This window comes from Kribbella sp. NBC_01245 (assembly GCF_036226525.1).
In the GTDB taxonomy this organism is placed as follows: domain Bacteria; phylum Actinomycetota; class Actinomycetes; order Propionibacteriales; family Kribbellaceae; genus Kribbella.
In genome coordinates this window covers 5,279,301-5,298,415 of record NZ_CP108487.1, presented here as the reverse complement: position 1 = coordinate 5,298,415, position 19,115 = coordinate 5,279,301, and the positions used below count along the sequence as shown (strand labels likewise).

The following is a 19,115-nucleotide window of genomic DNA, read 5'->3' as shown; positions in this document are numbered from 1 at the left end:
CTCAAGGCGGAAACACGACGTGAAGCAGGGGAGACGACGGTGTTCGACGGTGGCGGTGCACAAGGCGCTGGGGGCTTCGACATGTCGAATCTGCTCGCCCAGGCGCAGGCGATGCAGAGCCAGTTGATGGAAGCCCAGGCCAATCTGGAGAGCGCCGAGGTCGAAGGCACCGCCGGCGGTGGCCTGGTGACCGCGCTGGTCTCCGGCACCGGCGAGCTGCTCAGCCTGACCATCAGCCGCAATGCGGTTGATCCCGATGACACCGAGACGCTGGCCGACCTCATCGTCGCCGCCGTCCGGGATGCCTCGGAGAACGCCAAGGAGCTCGCCGCCGAGGCGATGGGCCCGTTGGCCGGTGGCCTCGGCGGAGGTCTGCCGGGCATGCCCGGGATCCCCGGGCCGCCAGGGCAAGGCTGACGTGTACGAAGGAGCCGTACAGGACCTGATCGACGAGCTCGGGCGGTTGCCCGGTGTCGGTCCGAAGTCCGCCCAGCGCATCGCCTTCCATCTGCTCGCCGCGGACCCGACCGACGTCCGCCGGCTCGCGCATGTGCTGGTCCAGGTCAAGGAGCGGGTCAAGTTCTGCGAGGTCTGCGGCAACGTGACCGAGGAAGAGCTGTGCCGGATCTGCCGGGACGAGCGTCGCGACCGCTCGGTGATCTGCGTGGTCGAAGAGGCCAAGGACGTCGTGGCGGTCGAGCGGACGCGCGAATTCCGCGGCCGCTACCACGTGCTCGGCGGGGCCATCTCGCCGATCGAGGGCATCGGCCCGGACGAGTTGCGGATCAAGGAGCTGATGCAGCGACTGGCCGACGGGGTCGTCACCGAGATCATTCTGGCCACCGACCCCAACCTCGAGGGTGAAGCGACAGCCACCTACCTGAGCCGGTTGCTCCGGCCCATGGGCTTGCGCGTCACCCGTCTTGCTAGTGGACTTCCAGTAGGCGGTGATCTCGAGTACGCCGATGAGGTCACACTCGGACGGGCGTTTGAAGGGCGGCGATCCATCGATGACTGAAACAACCGATATTGCGGAGCTCGAGACCGACGCGGGAGAGCTGGCGGAATTCGCCGAGCAGATCGCGGACCAGGTCCAGAGCTTTCTGATCTCAGTGCGCGACATCGCGGGCCAGCCCGATGAGGAGGGTGTGGACGAAGGCCTGGCCTCGTTGCCGTACCTGCTTCTGGAGGTGAGCCAGCTGCTGCTGGCCGGCGGGCGGCTGGGCGCGTTCGAGGACTTCGTGCCGAAGGAACGGTTCGAGAGTGACGCCGGCCCGGATCCGGACCTGGACGCCATGCGCGACCGGCTGGCCGTGCTCTTCGAGGGGCTCGACGAGTACGCCGAGGTGTTCGACCCGTACGCGGCGCCGCCGGAGATCACCGTCAACCGGTTGTCCGATGACCTGACCGCGATCGCGACCGACCTGGTGCACGGGCTCGCGCACTACCAGTCGGGCCGGGTGACCGAGGCGCTGTGGTGGTGGCAGTTCTCCTACGTCTCGACCTGGGGCGCGGCCGCGAGCGCCGTACTGCGGGCGATTCAGTCTTTGATCGCGCATGACCGGCTCGAGCCGGCACATGACCCGGAGACCGAGGCCACCGACCGCGAACTGGTCGAGGTCGCCGAAGAAGTCGTCCAGCGCCGCTGAGCTAGCCATGTCAGTCCGGTAATAGGGGAACGGTGAGGCCCGGGTCGCGTCCGAGGAGGACCGCCCGGGTCACGGCCTTCGAGCCGAACTTGTCCTTCACGTGGTCGACCGCCCTGTCGAGCTCGTCATTGCTGGCCTTGTCGAACGGCAGGGCCAGCTGCACCGCCTGCACGTTCTCCAGATTGCCCACGGCGACGCCGATCAGGGTGATGCCGCCGGCCTCGATCATCGGCCCGGCCTTCGCCAGCAGCGACCGGGCAGTGGTGAGCAGGATTCTGGTCTGAGCTGTCGCCTGCGGCAGCGTGTGCGATCGGGTGGCCCGGGTGAAATCGCCGAACCGCAGCCGCAACGTCACCGTCCGCCCGGCCCGGCCGGCTGAGCGCATCCGCCGGGTGACCCGATCCACCAGCCCGACGAGTACGGCGTCGAGCGTGGCAGGCGACTTCGGCGAACGGCCGAGCGCGCTTTGCGAACCGATCGACCGGCGCCGCCGCCCCACCTCGATCGGCCGGGGATCGCGGTTGTGCGCCAGCGCGTGCAAGTGCCGCCCGGAGGCCCGCCCGAGCATCGCGATCAGCGCGGCCTCGGGTAGCTCGGCGACATCCCCGACGGTTCGCATGCCGCGCTCGCGCAGTTTGACGGCGGTCTTCTCCCCGACACCCCAGAGCCGCTCGACCGCCAGCGGATGCAGGAACGCGAGCTCCCGATCGGGAGGGACGAGCAGCAGCCCATCCGGTTTGGCCACCCCGCTCGCGACCTTGGCCAGGAACTTCGTCCGCGCGACACCGACGGTGATGGCCAGCCCGACCTCGCGCAGCACGTCGGCTCGCAGTTGCGCCGCGATCTGCAAAGGCGGCCCCGCGATCCGGCGCAGACCGCCCACCTCGAGGAAGGCCTCGTCGATCGACAGCCCCTCGACCAGTGGCGTGGTGTGCTCGAAAACGGCGAAGACGGCCTTGCTGGCCTCGGAATACGCCGACATCCGTGGCTCGACCACGATCGCGTGTGGGCAGTGCTGTCGGGCCTGGGATCCGTTCATCGCCGTACGGACGCCGCAGGCCTTGGCCTCGTAGCTGGCGGCGAGCACCACGCCCGCGCCGACGATCACCGGGCGGCCGCGCAGGCGCGGGTCATCACGCTGCTCGACCGACGCGTAAAAGGCGTCCAGATCGGCATGCAGGATGGTCGCTTCGGCACCGGGCACGAACATATGTTCGCATATCATCGGTCTTAACGCGAACCTTGCAGGAAGTTGCACTCACAACCACCGGCTTCAAGTCTTGTAGACAAAGCCGGGGCCGCCTAGGTTGCTTGCATCAATCCGGCTCGACGCAAGGAGCACCACGTGTCTGGCTCAGACGCTTCGGGTGAGAACTGGCTCATCCTCGGAAGCGCAGTCATCACCCTCGCCGTCATCGTTCTGATCGTGGCTCCGGCCAACCCGATGGTGGGCGGCGCCTTCCTCGGCGCCGGCGCCGGTCTGCTGCTGTTCGGCGTACTACGCGCCTGGCTCGGCCGCGAGCGCAAGCCGGTCGACCGCCGCCACTGACGGCACCACAGCACCTCCGTGCTCCGCCGCGAGTGGTCGCGTTCGGACGCGACCACTCGCGGGTAACGAGACTTGGGCAATGGCTGACTCCGGTTCAGACGCGGCAGCGATCGGATTCACCTCGGACGGCAGCCGGGCCGGCGCCGATTGACGTGTAGTTCTCGCCGCAGCGGGTCGCAGCCTCGGCTGCCTGTGCCTGGGAGGTGAGCAAGATCGCGGGCAGGGTGAAAGCAGCGAGAGCGGCGAGTGTTCGTCGGAGGTTCATGCTGTTCCTCGTTCCGGTGTGTCTTAGTGGCGACTGAATGAACGGCGATACGGCAGCTCAGATGCGACGAAAGGGCGAAAGGTTGCGGCGGCGGCCGGGTGCCCTCCCGGGCTGACACAGTTGCCAGGTGGCGAGCCTCTGGAGGATGTGCGCGGGCCTCGTGGCTGCCGCCGCGCTGTGCCTGTCGGTCACGTCCGCAGTGGCCGCCCCAGCCGGAAAGATCAGCGATCCGATCACCGCGCCAGTGGTGGTCGTCGGCATCGCAGGCTTGACCTGGAGCAACCTGACCGAGAAGGACACTCCGACCCTCTGGCGGATGCTCGACGACGGCGCCGACGCTGCAGCGCTGACCGTCCGGACCGTGCACTCGCCACCCTGCCCGCTGGATGGCTGGCTCTCGCTCTCGGCCGGTCGAGCCGCCACCGACCCGCAACCGCACCGCGACCGCGGGTGTACGACGATCCCGGCGGTGACCGGTGGCGCCGTCCAGGGTTGGGGCGACCTGGTCACGGGCCAGCGGGCTTCGTTGTTCGACCCGGAGCTCGGCCTGCTCGGCTCGACCCTTGCCGCCGGTGGCGTATGCGCGACCGCTGTTGGACCGGGCGCCGCGCTGGCTCTGGCCGACCGGCAGGGTCAGGTAGCCCGTTACTACGCGGAGCCTGCGACCGCGAGGTGGGACTGCCCGGTGACCGTGGTCGACGCCGGCGTGGTGGATCGGCGCAGCGACCCGAGCGAAACACTTCGCGTTGCCGACCAGACCGTACGACAGGTGCTCGACCGGGCGCCCGGCAACGCGACCGTGATCGTGCTCGGCATCTCCCAACCGCTGCACTCGACCCTGGCGATGGGCGCGGTGGTGGTGGCTGGACCGGGAAGCGGCCACCGCTTCCTGACCGCGCAGTCGACTCGGTGGCAGGGGATCGTGCGACTGCTCGACATCCCCTCGACGCTGGTCGCCTCGGCCGGTGTTGCCGAACCCAACCACTTCACTGGCGCACCGCTGATCGCCGCGGGCGAGCGCCCGTCCACCCAGGACACCGCACGCAGGCTCCGGGACGTCACTCAACGCGATCGCGACCTGCGCCGAAGTTCCGGCATTTTCATCAACGGACTGGCCGCGGCGGCGGTGCTCGCATTCGGCACGCTGGCGCTATGCCACCGCAACCGACGCAGCACAAGGGGGATCGAGTTCGGCCTGCTCGTTCTCGCTGCGTTGCCGCTGTGCTCGTATCTGGTCCGCCTGATCCAGTGGTGGCGCTGGCCGGCGCCACTGGTCGCCTTGTGGCTCGGCATGATCGGTGCAGCGGTGGTGGTCGCGCTGGTGCTCCGGCGAGTGCCACGCGTACCGCCCTGGGCTGCGGTGACCGTTCTCTCGGGTATCACCGCCGGCGTGCTCGCCATAGACGCGACCACCGGCACGGTCCTGCACCACGGCAGCCCGCTCGGGCCGTCGCCTCTGTCGGGCGGTCGCTACTACGGCTTCGGCAACACGACGTTCGTCGTGTTCGCCGTACATGCCGTCGTGTTCGCCGCCGGATTCGCCAGCTGGCTGCGGTCCCGGCGCGGCCCGGTTATCGCGGCCGTCGCCGTCGGCACGATCGGACTGGCGGCGGTCCTCGTTGACGCCTGGCCGACGTGGGGCGCGGACGTGGGAGGCGGACTGGCGATCGTGCCGGCGTTCGCGCTGCTCGGGATGGACGTGCTCGGTCGCCGGATCGGCGCGGCCCGCCTACTGCTCACTGGTGCAGTCGCGGTCGCGGCGGTCGCGCTGATCAGCGTGCTTGACTGGCTCCGGCCGGCCAGCTCTCGGTCACATGCCGGCCGGTTCGTCGAGGATCTCCTGCACGGCGACGGGACCGCCGTGGTCACCCGCAAGGCCGGGTACGCGATCGGCTCGCTGTCCGCTGGGCCACACCTGTGGCTGGTGGGGGCGCTGCTGCTGTACCTGGTCGCCGTGGTGCTGGCGCGAAAAAGGCTGTCGCCGGCTTGGTTCGAAGACGCCGTGGCCCAATGGCCGCACTTGTGGGGTTGCTACGTGGCGGTGGTCACGATCGCCGTGATCGGGTCCGCCGCCAACGACTACGGGCTGAGGGTTGCGCTGCTGGCAGTCGGTATCGCCGGCCCGCCACTGATGCTCGCGTGGCTGCGCTGCGGTCCGCCTGCTGGTAATTGAGGCGCCGACTGTCGGTGTGACAGGCGAGAATGCCCGTTATGGACCTGTCGGCGTACCGAAACCTCTGGCGGACTCGAGGCGTCGCGGCGCTACTGGCCTCCGCGTTGCTCGCCCGTCTGCCGGCGACGGCGACGATGGTGCCGATGGCCTATCTCGCCAAGGACGCGGCCGGATCGTTCGGCTGGGCCGGTGTCGTCGCGGGCGCGTACTCCGTCGGGATGGCGATCGGTGGGCCGGCCTGGTCCCGGTGGGCGGATCGCCGTGGCGGCCGGAACGTACTGCTCGCCACGGGGTTCGCGTGGAGCGTGATGATGGCCGCGCTGGCGTTGCTGCCGACGGACCTCTACCGCTGGATGCCCTTGGTGGCACTCGTGGGTGGCGCGTTCGTGCCGCCGGTGACGTCGACGCTGCGAGCGGGTTGGCCGCGACTCGTGCGCGGCCGCGATCTGCGCGCCGCCTACGCCCTGGACGCGACGGCCCAGGAGTTGGTCTTCGTGGCGGGCCCGATGCTGGGCGCGCTGGTGGTGAGCGTGGCCAGCCCGCGAGCGGGTCTGCTGACCGCGGCCGTGGCGGCGGGCCTCTCGATCTGGTGGTTCTCCGCGAACCAGCCGGCGCCGCTGCCCCATGACGAGACGACCGGCACCAGGCTGACTGCGCGGCGGTTGCTGTGGCATCGGTACCGGCTGCCGTTGATCGCCTCGTTCGGGCTGAGCGTGATGGCCTTCGGCGCTGTCTCGATCGGCATCGTGGCGTTCGCGGACGAGCAGGGCAATCGGCTGATCGCGGGCGGGCTCGAGGCGGTCTGGGCTCTCGGCAGTCTGCTCGGCGGAGTCGTCGCGGGCGCCCTGCCCGGTCGTCGTACGTCGGCCGTCTGGCGGCGCGGTCTGATGGTCGCGGCGGGCATGCTGCTCTGCGTCTTCGCCACCGGCTCGTCCTGGACGATGGCGGGTGCCCTGTTCGTCTCAGGCTGCTTCCTCGCCCCGACGGTCGGCGCGCTGTACGAACGGCTGGGCACGTTCACCCCGGACTCGGTCCGCACCGAGGTCTTCGGCTGGATGGGCAGCGCCGGAATGGCCGGCGGCGCGATCGGCTCATCCCTCGCCGGTGCCGTAGTCGAGGCCTTCGACGTCCGCGCCGCCTGGCTGGCCGCGACCATCCTCACCGCCGTCGCCGCCCTCATCCTGGTCCGGGTGCCGCCGCATCGCCCGGCAGCACCCGAACCCGTGGAAATGGTGGCTTTCTAGCTCATCATCTCGGGCGAATCCTGCATCAGCTCGGTGATTTGGTCGAAGGTTGCCGAGGGCAACGGTCCGAACGCCAAGGCGCCGGCGTGCTCGATCGCCTGGGCCGGCGTACGCGCGCCCGGCAAAGGGATGACCTTCAAGCCCCACAGGTAGGCCAGTGCGCCCTGGGTCAACGTCCGCCCGTCGGTACGGAGCAACTCGCGCACCGTGTCCAGGCGCTTCAACCAGTCGGCCATCGCGTCATCGTCGAAGTACGTCCACCACGGAGTGTCCCGCCGTACGTCGTCCGCCGCCGGCCGATTGGTCTCGTCGTACTTCCCGGTCAGCAGCCCCATCGCGAGCGGCGATCGCGCCAGCACGGCCAGCCCGGTACGCCGCGCCGTCTCGAGCACCTCGGCCTGATGCCCGAAGACGTTCGCCTGCGTCTGCACGCTCACGCCGTACGGCGAACCAGCGAACGCCTCGGCCACGGACGGCGCGTCCACACTGGTGCCGAACGCCTTGATCCGGCCCTCCGCCACGAGCTCCTCGAGTACGGCGATGACCGGGGCCGCCTCGGCCGCGTCGCCCACTCCGCCGTGCAACTGGAAGACGTCGATCGCGTCAATGCCGAGGCGGCGCAGGCTGTTCTCGCAAGCCTGGCGGATGTACTCCGGCCGTACGTCCTGCCCGCCGCCGCTGCGAGTGGTCTCGTCGAAGAGGTTGCCGAACTTGGTCGCGACGACAACCTCATCCCGGACGTTCTTCGGCAGCTGCGCGAGCGCCTTGCCGAGCACGCGCTCGCTCTGTCCGGCGCCGTAACAGTCGGCCGTATCGAACAACCGGATCCCGCCATCAACGGCCGCGTGGATCGTCGCCACGCTCACCTCGTCGTCGACCTCGCCCCAGCCGGCCGGCCTGCCATCAAAGGTCCACGGTCCACCAATGGCCCACGTCCCGATCCCCAGCAAGTGGTTCTGAAGTGTGTTCATACCGCCACCCTCCAACCTGGAGCGCGCTCCAGGTCAACCCCCTTCGCAACCTTCGGGCGCGTGGCGGCATCAAGCGGGGTAAGGATCGGTGAGAATCATGGCCCATTTCAGTCTTCCTCTGGCGATAGCGCTCACGCTGCTGCCCGCCCCAGCCACGACGACGGCAGCGGCCGTCGACCCGCCGGGAACGGTCACGGTGGGCACGGCGAAGTACGGCATCGCTCTGATGCCGGGAGCGGTCTTCACCACCGATGCCGCTCACGAACTCGAACCACCCCGCCCGTCCCAGCTGATCCGCCAGAGCCTGTCCGGTACGGGTGACACGATCGTGGTGGGTCCGCCGCAGCTGATTGGCAGCACGCATACGAACCTGGTCGTGGCCTCGGCGTACCGGGTGATGGTCAGCAGTGAGCTCCGCTACGGCACGGGGGCGCCCAAGTTCGCCGGTGGATTTCCCGAGGCCTTGTCCGGGACCCGGCTGGTGGTGCACAAGTTCCCGTCGATGATCTACCCCTACAACTTCCGGTACGACGTCCGGACGAGTACGCAGGAGCCCGACGTACAACCGCCACCGCCCTGGCGATTCGGCGCGGTCGATGCCTTCGGCAACTATCTGGTGTATTCGCGGCAACTGGCCTCGACCACACAGGTCCGCCGTCGCGATCAGGCCACCGGGGTGGATCTGCTCGTCGCGACGATCGGGCGCAGCGGCGTACGGAGTGTTGCGGTGAACGGGAATCTCGTCGCCTGGGTCACGGACTGCCCGGACCGTGACCGGCCGTGTTCGCAAACGGTGGGCTATCGGATCGTCGGCGGGACTGGTGCTCTCGGCCCGGTCCGGACCTTCGCGACCAGGGGCACGAAGGACCTCGACCTCTCCGCGACACACCTCGCGCTCGACACCATCACCGCGAAGCGGGAGATCCGGCTGGTGACGCTGGGCTCGAATGCGATCCGGGTGATCGGCGCGCTGCCGCCCAACCCGAGCGAGGGGTCGACCGGCGGCATCCCGGTCGAGTACCCACCGCAGATCCCCGTCCACTTCGACCTGGACGGTGATCGGATCGGCTGGCTCGGCGCCGTCCAGAACGCCCACGTCACGGCCGTCGCGACCCCGCCGATCAGGGCGCGTTATCTCGGCAATGGCATCATCCCCGGCTCGTTCAACCCGAATGTCAGCCGGTTCGGGGCGTCGCTGCCGTTCTCGAAGAGCCTGACCCAGTGCGCGGTGGTGTTCCGCCAGGGCACGCGGGTGTTCCGGACGCTGGCGTGCATCGTCCGCAATGGCGATGCGCTGATCAGCTGGGACGGGCGCGACTCTGCGGGACGAATCGTGCCGAAGGGCCGGTACGACTGGACGCTTACCGGATCGGATTCGGCCGGGTCGGCGCTTTGGTATACCGGGACCGGTGCGCGCATCGGCTCGTCCGTCACGGTGGTCTGAGTCATGCGAGGCTGTGTGCGGGCTGTGGTCAGTCCTTGGGGGTGCGGCGGCCGCGGCGGAGCTCGGTGTCGAGGGCGTCGAGGCGCTGGGTCCAGAAGGAGCGGTAGCGGTCCAGCCAGGTGTCGATCTCGCGGAGGGGCGCCGGGTCCACGGCGTACAGGCGGCGGGTGCCTTCGGCGGTGACGGTGGCGAAGCCGTTGTCGCGGAGCACGCGCAGATGCTGGGAGACGGCCGGCTGGCTGATGCCGAACTCGTCGCCGATCACGCCCGCGATGTGGCCCGCGGGCAGCCGGCCGTCGGCGAGCAGATCGAGGATCCGCCGCCGAACCGGGTCACCCAGGACGTCGAACGCGTGCATGGCGCCATTATTCAGCTTGGACTTATACAAGTCCAGCAGCGTTCGCCGGGCCGGTCGGCGGAAGGTCTCCGGTCTCGCCCGCCCGCGGGCGTGGTTCCTGCGGAAGTCGAGTCTGGCGCGCGGAAGGCCTGGACCGGCAGATGGTCGGCCGGTCCGCCGGCGACGCGCCCCGGCTAGAATGACCCGGGTCAACTACGTATGGTGCAGTGCGGCACCGCGTTCCGGATCCAGTCGGAAATGCTGGTATTCACAATGCGAGGAGACAGATCAGTGGGACGCGTCGTGCACAAGTACGGCGGTTCTTCGGTCGCTGATGCCGATTGCATCAAGCGCGTCGCGCAACGAATCGTCGCGACGAAGAAGGCCGGTAACGACGTGGTCGTCGTCATCTCCGCGATGGGCGACACCACCGACGAACTGATGGACCTCGCGCAGCAGGTGTCACCGCTGCCGCCACCGCGAGAGCTGGACATGCTGCTCACCTCGGGTGAGCGGATCTCGGCCGCGCTGCTGGCGATGGCGATCGCGAACCTGGGCTACCAGGCGCGCTCGTTCACCGGTTCGCAGGCGGGCGTGATCACCACTTCCGCACACGGGAACGCGCGGATCATCGACATCACCCCGAGCCGGATCGAGGACGCCCTCGCCGAGGGACATGTCGCGATCGTGGCCGGGTTCCAGGGCGTCGCCCAGGACACCAAGGACATCACCACCCTTGGCCGCGGCGCCTCCGACACCACCGCGGTGGCGCTGGCGGCGGCGATCGAGGCGGACTACTGCGAGATCTACACCGACGTGGACGGCATCTTCACCGCGGACCCGCGGATCGTGCCGGCCGCGAAGCACATCCCGAAGATCTCCTACGAGGAGATGCTCGAGATGGCGGCCTGTGGCGCCAAAGTCCTGCACCTGCGCTGCGTGGAGTACGCGCGGCGCTACAACGTCCCCGTCCATGTGCGCTCCTCCTTCTCGCAGAAGGAAGGCACCTGGGTCGTCGATGCGAAGGAATTGAGTCAGATGGAACAGGCGATCATCTCCGGCGTTGTCCAGGACCGCAATGAGGCCAAGATCACCGTCGTCGGCGTGCCCGACAAGCCGGGCGAGGCCGCGCGCATCTTCGAGACCGTCGCCAATGCCGAGACGAACATCGACATGATCGTGCAGAACGTGTCGGCCGTCGCCACCAACCGGACCGACATCTCCTTCACGCTGCCGCGGTCCGACGGCTCGCGGGCGATGTCCGCGCTGGCGCGAATGAAGGACGAAGTCGGCTACGAGCAGCTGCTTTACGACGACCAGATCGGTAAGGTCTCCGTCGTCGGTGTCGGGATGCGGTCGCACCCCGGTGTCTCGGCGAAGTTCTTCTCGGCCCTGGCCGACGCGGGGGTCAACATCGAGATGATCTCGACATCCGAAATCCGGATCTCGGTGGTCGTCGACGAGAACCTGGTGGACGCGGCGGTCATCGCGGCGCACACTGCATTCGACCTGGACGACGACCAGACCCAGGCAGTCGTCTACGGAGGAACAGGACGGTGACCCCAGTGAGCGCTGCTGCGATCGAACAGACCGAGGACAGGTCCGGACTGCCGTCACTGGCTGTCGTTGGCGCCACTGGCGCCGTCGGCACGGTGATGCTGGCCCTGCTCTCCACCCGGGAGAACGTCTGGGGTGAGATCCGTCTGATCGCGTCGCCGCGCTCCGCCGGTAAGCGGCTCAAGGTCCGTGGCGAGGAGGTCGAGGTCGTCGCGATCAGTGCGGAGGCCTTCGACGGCATCGACGTGGCCATGTTCGACGTACCGGATGAGGTTTCCGCCGAGTGGGCGCCGATCGCGGCTGCCCGCGGTGCGGTCGTGGTCGACAACTCCGGCGCGTTCCGGATGGACCCGGACGTGCCGCTGGTGGTGCCCGAGGTGAACGCGGAAGCCGTTCGCAACCGGCCCAAGGGCATCATCTCGAACCCGAACTGCACCACGTTGTCGATGATCGTCGCGATGGGCGCCTTGCATCACCGCTACGAGCTCGACCAGCTCATCGTGTCCTCGTACCAGGCCGCCTCGGGTGCGGGCCAGGAAGGTATCGACACGCTGCACGACCAGCTGATGAAGGTGGCCGGCAACCGCGACCTCGGCACCACTCCGGGCGACGTACGACGGGTGGTCGGCAACGCGCTCGGGCCGTTCCCGGCACCGCTGGTGCTGAACGTCGTGCCGTGGGCCGGTTCGCTCAAGGACGATGGCTGGTCCTCGGAAGAGCTCAAGGTCCGCAACGAGTCCCGCAAGATCCTGGGCCTGCCGAACCTCAAGGTCTCCGCGACCTGCGTCCGGGTCCCGGTCGTCACCACGCACTCGTTGTCCGTGCACGCGCGGTTCAACACCGAGGTGGACGTCGAGGAGGCCCGCGAGGTGCTGCGCGACGCCCCCGGCGTACTGCTGTTCGACAACCCGGCCGAGGGCGAATTCCCCACCCCCGCGGACGTCGTCGGCACCGACCCCACCTGGGTCGGCCGGATCCGCAAATCCCTCGACGACCCCCAGTCCCTCGAGCTCTTCGTCTGCGGCGACAACCTCCGCAAGGGCGCAGCCCTCAACACCGCCCAAATCGCCGAGGTCGTAGCCAAGGAACTCACCAAGGCCTAACACCTCGGAGCGTCGCCTAGCTGGTGTGGGTGAGTCGGAGGGACTCCTCCCATAGGTGGTCGGCGGAGGCCTCGTTGAGGGCGTAGGGGGCGACGGCGTTCATGAAGGCGGGGCCGACGGGGGTCATGGACGGGAGTTGGGTGACTGGGATTGCCTCGGCGTTGTCGGCGAAGTAGTGACCGCTGACGCCGTCCAGGTGGTCTGAGACGGCGGCCAAGATGGTCGTGGCTGCGCCTTGTTCTACGGTTTTGCGTAGGCCGTCTACGAGGGTGATGCCTGCGGGTCTGCCTGAGTGGCGGCCTCCCTCACCACTTCGTCTGCATTCATCGGTCCCGAATCGCCCTCTCAGCCCAGCGGACCTGAGCAGGTCAGCGAACAGGAGAGGGCAATTTGGGACCGATGAATGCAGAGGTGGTCTAGAGCCAGTTTTCGCGGGCCGCGTGGAGGGCGAGTTGGAAGCGGGTGCTGGCGCCGGTTCGGTTCATGAGGCGTTCCAGGTAACGGAAAAAGGTTCGCCGGCTGATGCCGAGGGTGCGGGCGATGGTGTCGTCGGCGGCCCCCGTCGCAAGCAGGGACAGCAGGCGTCGTTCGATCGGTTCGAGACGGTCGTCCTCGGCGCCGGCGGACGCGTGCAGTGGCAGGGCGTTTCGCCAGCACAGCTCGAACATGCCGATCAACGCGGTGAGCAGACTGCTCGGCCGGATGATCAGCAGGGACCGGTTCACATCGGTGTCGCGCACCGACATCGATACGAACGCGATCGAGCCGTCGATGATGGTCAGCTTCGCCGGTACGTCGGGCAGCACGCGCGCCTGCTCGCCGGCTTCCACGCAGGGCAGGATGTTCTCGGTGAGATAGCCCGGCACCTCGACCGATTCCGGCGAGTAGACCACTCGATAGGCCACGCCCCGGTTGAGCTGCTCGATCTCGGTCGCGTTCGGCCCGGCGCCCAGGTAGTACGGCGGGCTGTCGATGGCGAGGATCTCGCGCTGGGCGCTGCCCTTGATCTGGTGGATGCGCTCGACGATCGCCGTACCGGTGACCACCTCGATCAGGTGGGCGGTCGACTCGTTGTGCACGGTACGGCGGAATTCGTCGTACGCGTTCAGCACCTCGATCCGGGCCTGCTTCAGCTCGGACTCGCGGCGCAGGGTCAGCGCCTCCAGCCCGGCATCGGGTGGAACCGGCAGATAGCGGGTGTGGTCCGAGCCCGAACGACGGGCCAGTCCGGCCTGAACCAGCCCCCCGAGAGCGTCACTCAGCGTGCCCGTCAGACCCGCGGTCGCATCCTCGAGATCGCTGACCGAAGCCGGTCCCGCGCGCAGGAGATGCTGGTAGACCGCGATCTCGTCGCCACCGAGGCCCAGGATCCGTAAATGCTGTGTACGCTCCGTGTCGGATGAGCGCATATTTCTCCCCTCCTTCCCGAGCGTGGTCACTGCCTGCCACCGACAGTAGAGGGTAGAACGTAGCCAAAAACCAGGCCAGCACTGTCCGTATCCCGGCGGACGCACTGAGCGACATTTGCTGCCGCGTCAGCATTCTTGTGCCGTGTCACCATCGGGCCACCATTTCTGCGCAGTATCGCGCGATGATTGTGGTCCAGCACCCCGGCGCCGGACCACCTGAGCGGCGCCGGGGTGCTGATCCAATTTCCGGCCTTTTCGTCTACTTTGGCCGCTCCCATTGTCTTCCTCGTCAGCAAGCGGCGTTTCGGTTGCCTCATCATCCCGGCAAATCCGTGCCGCCGCACTTCCGTGCCATCACCGAGTGTGTGTACGGGTGTACAAACTGTGCATCTCACTCGTGAGGTCGTAGAGGAGGAGTCCCAATGCGATGTCTCCAACTGCTCAAGGCCGCCGGCACCGTGATGATGACCGCCGCCCTGGTCGTCGTGCCGGCCCATACGGCCAGTGCCCAGAACAATTCTTCCGCCCAAGATGATCCGGGCCCGCGGGTGGTGGGTGGAACCCGCGCAGCGCAAGGCGAATTTCCGTGGATGGTGAGGCTGTCCATGGGATGCGGTGGCTCGATGCTCACCAATCAGCTGGTGCTGACCGCCGCGCACTGTGTGGGTTCCACCGGAAACAACAGCTCGATCACCGCCACCGTCGGCGTGGTCGACCTGCAGGACACCACGGCCATCAAGCGCACGTCGAACTACGTGCACCGGTCGGCGACGTACGGCACCAGCACTGGTGGCGACTGGGCCCTGATCCGGCTGTCCAGCCCGATCACGGGTGTCGCCACGCTGCCGATCACTACCACCACGGCGTACGACACCGGTCTCTTCACGGTGGCCGGCTGGGGTGCCGCGACCGAGGGCGGTGCGCAGCAGCGCTACCTGCTCAAGGCACAGGTGCCGTACGTCGATGACGTCACCTGTCGCGACGCCAGTTCGTACTACTCGGACCTGATCTTCGCGGCCGAGTTGTGCGCCGGGAAGATGGACACCGGCGGCGTCGACACCTGCCAGGGTGACTCCGGCGGCCCGATGTTCCGCCGGGACGCGAACAACGCCTGGATCCAGGTCGGCGTGGTCAGCCACGGCGAGGGTTGTGCCCGGCCGAGCGCGCCGGGCGTCTATACCCAGGTCAGTACTTTCGCGACGGCGATCAAGTCCGCCGCCGACAGTCTGGGGGGCGGCACTGGTCCCGGCCCGACATGTGGTCCGTTCACCAACGCCAACAACGTGAACATCGCCGACTCGCCGGGTGCGGCCGTCAGCAGCACCGTCACCGCGTCGGCTTGCACGGGGAACGCCTCGACCGCCAGCCGGGTCGCCGTCGACATCAAGCACACCTACCGCGGTGACCTGGTGATCGACCTGATCGCGCCGGACGGTTCGGCGTACCGGTTGAAGAACTCGAGTTCGAGTGACGGCGCCGACAACGTCATCACCACGTACACCGTCAACGCCTCCAGTGAGGTCAAGAACGGCGCTTGGAAGCTCCAGGTCAAGGACGTCTACGCCCAGGACATCGGCTTCATCGACAGCTGGAGTCTGACGCTCTAAGAGACACGAGAGCTCGTCGTCACCCATCGCGACGGCACGAGGCCCCGGGCACACTGCTCGGGGCCTCGTGATTTTCACCATCGGTTAGCGGGATGCCTCAACGAACTGACGCATCAGCTCGGCCGGGTCCTTCTCCGGCTCGGGCTGCGCGAGGTCGCTAGCGGCCACTCGCTCGGCCGGGCCGGTCTTGGCCAGGCTGTCGGTCGCACCGGTCAGCGGCAGCGTCAGTGACGACTGGGACGGGTCCAGCGTCACAGTGGCGCCAGTGAACGGCACTGAGGGGTTGTCGGGCTCTACCGTCAGCACCAGGCCGAGGCGGTGACCGGCGGCGAAGACCACGTCGTCGGCGTTGAGCTCGAAGGTCAGCTCGTACCACTTGCCGGCCTGCAGCGACTCCTTGCGGTTCAGCGTCCTGTAGTGGCCGATGTCCGCCAGAGTCCGTACGACGACCGATACGTCCGAGGTGGCCTTGTTGATCTGGGTCTCGGCGTAGCAACCGGTGTCAGCCTCGTTGCCGTCTCCCCAGCACACACGGGTGTTCGGAACGTTGCTGACGTTCAAGTAGCGCGAGGCCGTCCCGTAGTCGACAAGTCGCGCCTTGATCCCTGACGCGACCTTGTTGACCTTGACCCGCACTGTCACCTTGGCGGTGCCAGAGACGCGTACGCCCTTGCTCAGCTCGTTGCTGAGGAAGACCGCCCGCTCGGGCTTGACCGTGGTGGGATCGAGTACGGCGGCGTCGGTCGACTCCTTGTCGGTACCGGTGAAGCTGACCGGCGTCGAGCTGCCCGTACCGATCGAGAGGCCACCGGACGTAGCGCCCGCTGCCTTGCTCAGGTTGAGCTTGGTCTGCTTGACGCCGACGGCCGGCCAGCGCGATTCCTCGACGAACGTGCCGTCCTCGCGCTGGATCGTCGCCTGCGGGGTCTTCATCACGTTGTTCTGGAGGCCCTGCAGCCAGTAATCGAACCACGGGTGCAGACGCTTCACCCACTCGTCCCGGAAGCTGAACCCGTCCAGGTGCACGCCCTGGTGCAGGAAGATCTTCCGCGGTACGCCGTTCCGCGCGAGCTCGTCCCACCACTCGCCGAAGTGCCGGGTCTTCACGTTCTCGTCGCCGAGCCCGTGCACGACGTACACGCTGGCCCGGACGTTGTCGGCGTCGAGGTTGTAGTTCCGCGGGTCCCACCACTTGCTGTACGAGCCGGTGCGGGTGTCGGAGTTCTGCTCGATCTCGTCGGTCATCTCGACGCATCGCGGACTGGCGTCGTTGCTGACGTAGTCGTGCAGGAAGCCCATGTACTCGTCGTAGAAGGGCACCCCGTGGCCGCGGGTGTAGTCGTACCAGCTGGAGATCGCCGCGATCGGCACGATGGTCTCCAGACCCCGTACGCCGGTGCTGGCGACGGAGTTCGCGATGGTGCCGTTCCAGGAGACGCCGATCATGCCGGTCTTACCGGTGGACCAGTCGGGCCTGCTCTTCGCTCCAGCGGGCGTGTACGCCGTGCCACGGTTGTTCAGCCAGTCGACCACGGCCTTCGTACCGAGCACCTCGTAGTCGGCGCCGACATCGCTGCAGCCGGTCGACCGGAACGTACCCGGCATATCGACGAAGGCGACGGCATAACCGCGCGGCACGAAGTAGTTGTCCAGCCAGGTGCCGAAGACCTGCCTGGTGCCGTCGGCGTCGAAGTAGGTCTTCGGGTCGCGCGCGTAGTACGGCGAGGCCTGGATGATGACGGGTACGTCGATCCCGGCCTGCGCCGCTTCACCCGGGCGGATGATGTCGACGGTGACCCGGTCGGTGACGCCGTTGTCGTCGGCGTCCGTGTTGGGCACTTCGACCTGCACCCGTTCCCGGATCGCGTTGTCGTAGTCGTACGCCGCAACCGTCTGCGTGCCCTGGACGAAGGGCTTGGCGGCGGTTGCCGACGTGGTGGATGCGGGTGCGGAGGTCGGGCCGGCGATCGCGGTCAGCGAGGCCAGCGGGACGAGGGCCGCGGTGGCGACCAGCGCCACCGAGCTCCGGAAGGCGGTTCGCGCCTGATGTCGAGACGTGCGCATGCGAAATTACTCCCCTTTGGCGGTAGGTGGAGCACCCCGGCCCTCCCTCGATAGGGCCGCGAGCGGGTGAATGGCCCGCACTTTAACCGGAAATGACAGCGTTGTGCGCACGGATTCCACCGGGCTGATCACTTTGCGTCTAGGTCACGGGAAATACTTCGGACTCGCGCCGTCCTTGACCGTTCGGTTCGATCGCCACTAGCTTCCTTTCGACTCATTTCCATAAGGTCCCGCGGTAACCAGCCAGAGGAGATCCGCCATGAGCGATCCCCGCCATGCGAGCCGGACTGATCGTCGGGTCTTCGCGGTGGAGACGACAGGTATCGATGTAGTCAAGGGGTCCCATCGCCGGGGCCGGGCCAGAGAGTTGTTCTGGCCATGGTTCGGGGCGAACGTCTCGATCCTGGGGCTGAGCTATGGCGCCTTCGCGCTCGGCTTCGGTATCTCGTTCTGGCAGGCCTTTTTCGCCGGCCTGGCAGGCATCACCTTCTCGTTCTTTCTGTGCGGCCTGATCGCGCTGGCCGGCAAGCGCGGCTCGGCGCCGACGATGGTGCTCAGCCGGGCGCCGTTCGGTGTCCGGGGTAACCGGATCCCGGCCGCGCTCTCGTGGATCCTCACCGTCGGCTGGGAGACGTTCCTGACGGTCACGGCGACCCTCGCCACGGCCACGGTTTTCCGTGAGCTCGGCTGGGGTGGCGGCACGCTGACCAAGGCGGTCGCGCTCGCGGTGGTCGGCACGCTGATCGTGCTGGCCGGTGTGATCGGTTTCAACTTGATCATGTGGCTGCAGACCGGGATCACCATCATCACCGGTGTGCTCACCGTCGTGTACGTCCTGCTCGTCGCCGACCAGGTCAACTGGGACACCGTCGCCGCGATGCCGAGCGGCTCGACCCAGCAGGTGATCGGCGCGCTGGTCTTCCTGATGACCGGTTTCGGCCTCGGCTGGGTCAACCTGGCCGCCGACTACTCCCGCTACCTACCGCGCGAGACGTCGAACCGTGGCGTCATCGGCTGGACCACTTTCGGTGCCGCGTGTGCACCGCTCGTGCTGTTCAGCTTCGGGCTGCTCCTGGCGGGGTCCTCGCCCAACCTCAGCGAAGCCATCGCCGCCGACCCCATCGGCGCCCTCGCGGCGGCGCTACCGACCTGGTTCCTGCTGCCCTTCGCGACCGTCGCCATCCTCGGCCTGGTCGGTGGGGCCGTGCTCGACATCTACTCGTCCGGTCTCGCGTTGCTCGCAGCCGGTGTCCGGGTCCGGCGTCACATCGCAGCGCTGATCGACGGCATCATCATGGTGCTCGGCACGATCGCGATCGTCTTCATCACCTCGAACTTCCTCGGCCAGTTCACCGGCTTCCTGATCACGCTGGGTGTCCCGATCGCGGGCTGGTGCGGCATCATGCTGGCCGACATGCTCAACCGGAAGCACGACTACGCCGACGAGGAGCTCTTCACCCCGCGCGGCCGCTACGGCAACATCCAGTGGCCGCCGATCTTCATCCTGCTGGCGTGCACGCTGATCGGCTGGGGCCTGGTCACCAACACCATGGCCGGCTGGCTCGACTGGCAGGGCTACTTCCTCGGACTCGGCCTCGGCGGACGTGAGGGCGACTGGGCCTACGCCAACCTCGGCGTTCTCGTTTCCCTGGTCCTCGGCTTCGTTCTCCAGGTGCTCATCGGCCGCGCCCGCGTCCGTGAGCAGGAGGCGATCGACAACCAGCCCGTCTACATGCACTGACG

18 protein-coding genes are annotated in these 19,115 nt (G+C 67.8%); 11 read left to right on the top strand and 7 right to left on the bottom strand.

The genetic code is table 11. The features are described 5' to 3' along the window. The first annotated feature begins 39 nt into the window (after positions 1-39). Genes OG394_RS23870 through OG394_RS23860 form a run of 3 tightly spaced genes read left to right on the top strand, consistent with a single transcriptional unit; the run spans position 40 to position 1,649 of the window. Positions 40-417, top strand: a complete 378-nt coding sequence (locus tag OG394_RS23870; RefSeq protein WP_328989273.1) for a YbaB/EbfC family nucleoid-associated protein — start codon at positions 40-42, stop codon at positions 415-417. A gap of 1 nt (position 418) precedes the next feature. Beyond that, complete coding sequence (gene recR / locus OG394_RS23865; protein ID WP_328989272.1) at positions 419-1,018, top strand: recombination mediator RecR; 600 nt, start codon at positions 419-421, stop codon at positions 1,016-1,018. Further along, positions 1,011-1,649, top strand: a complete 639-nt coding sequence (locus OG394_RS23860) for a DUF5063 domain-containing protein (RefSeq protein WP_328989271.1) — start codon at positions 1,011-1,013, stop codon at positions 1,647-1,649. The genes recR and OG394_RS23860 overlap by 8 nt, the downstream gene beginning before the upstream one ends. Before the next feature lie 10 nt (positions 1,650-1,659). Here the strand turns inward: OG394_RS23860 and dinB are convergent, their stop codons facing one another. Continuing rightward, positions 1,660-2,859 carry a DNA polymerase IV gene (dinB, locus tag OG394_RS23855; protein ID WP_328989270.1) on the bottom strand — a complete coding sequence of 400 codons (1,200 nt, stop codon included), beginning with the start codon at positions 2,857-2,859 and terminating at the stop codon, positions 1,660-1,662. Positions 2,860-2,994: 135 nt separating this feature from the next. Between dinB and OG394_RS23850 the strand changes: the two genes are divergently transcribed. Beyond that, positions 2,995-3,198 carry a hypothetical protein gene (locus OG394_RS23850; protein ID WP_328989269.1) on the top strand — a complete coding sequence of 68 codons (204 nt, stop codon included), beginning with the start codon at positions 2,995-2,997 and terminating at the stop codon, positions 3,196-3,198. 94 nt (positions 3,199-3,292) lie between these two features. Here OG394_RS23850 and OG394_RS23845 read toward each other — a convergent pair whose 3' ends face one another. Continuing rightward, positions 3,293-3,463, bottom strand: coding sequence for a hypothetical protein (locus tag OG394_RS23845; RefSeq protein WP_328989268.1), 171 nt, complete (start codon positions 3,461-3,463; stop codon positions 3,293-3,295). A 127-nt stretch (positions 3,464-3,590) separates the two neighbouring features. Between OG394_RS23845 and OG394_RS23840 the strand changes: the two genes are divergently transcribed. Both OG394_RS23840 and OG394_RS23835 read left to right on the top strand, forming a co-directional pair. After that, positions 3,591-5,636: a hypothetical protein gene (locus OG394_RS23840; protein WP_328989267.1), complete on the top strand. Its 2,046-nt coding sequence runs from the start codon at positions 3,591-3,593 to the stop codon at positions 5,634-5,636. Between the two features lie 38 nt (positions 5,637-5,674). Then, positions 5,675-6,880, top strand: coding sequence for an MFS transporter (locus tag OG394_RS23835; protein ID WP_328989266.1), 1,206 nt, complete (start codon positions 5,675-5,677; stop codon positions 6,878-6,880). On the opposite strand, the gene OG394_RS23830 is transcribed toward OG394_RS23835, so the two are convergent. Further along, positions 6,877-7,851 carry an aldo/keto reductase gene (locus OG394_RS23830; protein ID WP_328989265.1) on the bottom strand — a complete coding sequence of 325 codons (975 nt, stop codon included), beginning with the start codon at positions 7,849-7,851 and terminating at the stop codon, positions 6,877-6,879. The genes OG394_RS23835 and OG394_RS23830 overlap by 4 nt on opposite strands. Positions 7,852-7,948: 97 nt before the next feature. Here OG394_RS23830 and OG394_RS23825 point away from each other — a divergent pair, with 97 nt between their 5' ends. Next, on the top strand, positions 7,949-9,295 hold the full coding sequence (locus OG394_RS23825; RefSeq protein ID WP_328989264.1) for a hypothetical protein: 1,347 nt from the start codon (positions 7,949-7,951) through the stop codon (positions 9,293-9,295). 28 nt (positions 9,296-9,323) lie between these two features. Here the strand turns inward: OG394_RS23825 and OG394_RS23820 are convergent, their stop codons facing one another. Then, positions 9,324-9,653: an ArsR/SmtB family transcription factor gene (locus OG394_RS23820; protein WP_328989263.1), complete on the bottom strand. Its 330-nt coding sequence runs from the start codon at positions 9,651-9,653 to the stop codon at positions 9,324-9,326. 270 nt (positions 9,654-9,923) lie between these two features. On the opposite strand from OG394_RS23820, the gene OG394_RS23815 reads away from it, so the two are divergent. Next, positions 9,924-11,192 (top strand): aspartate kinase, encoded by a 1,269-nt coding sequence (locus OG394_RS23815; protein ID WP_328989262.1) that lies wholly within the window; start codon positions 9,924-9,926, stop codon positions 11,190-11,192. Further along, on the top strand, positions 11,189-12,292 hold the full coding sequence (locus OG394_RS23810; RefSeq protein ID WP_328989261.1) for an aspartate-semialdehyde dehydrogenase: 1,104 nt from the start codon (positions 11,189-11,191) through the stop codon (positions 12,290-12,292). The genes OG394_RS23815 and OG394_RS23810 overlap by 4 nt, the downstream gene beginning before the upstream one ends. Positions 12,293-12,308: 16 nt before the next feature. Here the strand turns inward: OG394_RS23810 and OG394_RS23805 are convergent, their stop codons facing one another. Next, on the bottom strand, positions 12,309-12,509 hold the full coding sequence (locus tag OG394_RS23805; RefSeq protein ID WP_328989260.1) for a hypothetical protein: 201 nt from the start codon (positions 12,507-12,509) through the stop codon (positions 12,309-12,311). A 199-nt stretch (positions 12,510-12,708) separates the two neighbouring features. After that, positions 12,709-13,701 carry a helix-turn-helix domain-containing protein gene (locus tag OG394_RS23800; RefSeq protein WP_328989259.1) on the bottom strand — a complete coding sequence of 331 codons (993 nt, stop codon included), beginning with the start codon at positions 13,699-13,701 and terminating at the stop codon, positions 12,709-12,711. Positions 13,702-14,123: 422 nt separating this feature from the next. Between OG394_RS23800 and OG394_RS23795 the strand changes: the two genes are divergently transcribed. Next, positions 14,124-15,308 (top strand): trypsin-like serine protease, encoded by a 1,185-nt coding sequence (locus tag OG394_RS23795; RefSeq protein ID WP_328989258.1) that lies wholly within the window; start codon positions 14,124-14,126, stop codon positions 15,306-15,308. A gap of 84 nt (positions 15,309-15,392) precedes the next feature. Here the strand turns inward: OG394_RS23795 and OG394_RS23790 are convergent, their stop codons facing one another. After that, entirely contained in the window at positions 15,393-17,372 is a 1,980-nt protein-coding gene (locus tag OG394_RS23790; protein ID WP_328989257.1) for a CocE/NonD family hydrolase, read from the bottom strand. Positions 17,373-17,631: 259 nt separating this feature from the next. Between OG394_RS23790 and OG394_RS23785 the strand changes: the two genes are divergently transcribed. Then, positions 17,632-19,113, top strand: a complete 1,482-nt coding sequence (locus OG394_RS23785) for a purine-cytosine permease family protein (RefSeq protein ID WP_328989256.1) — start codon at positions 17,632-17,634, stop codon at positions 19,111-19,113. The last annotated feature ends 2 nt before the right edge of the window (positions 19,114-19,115 follow it).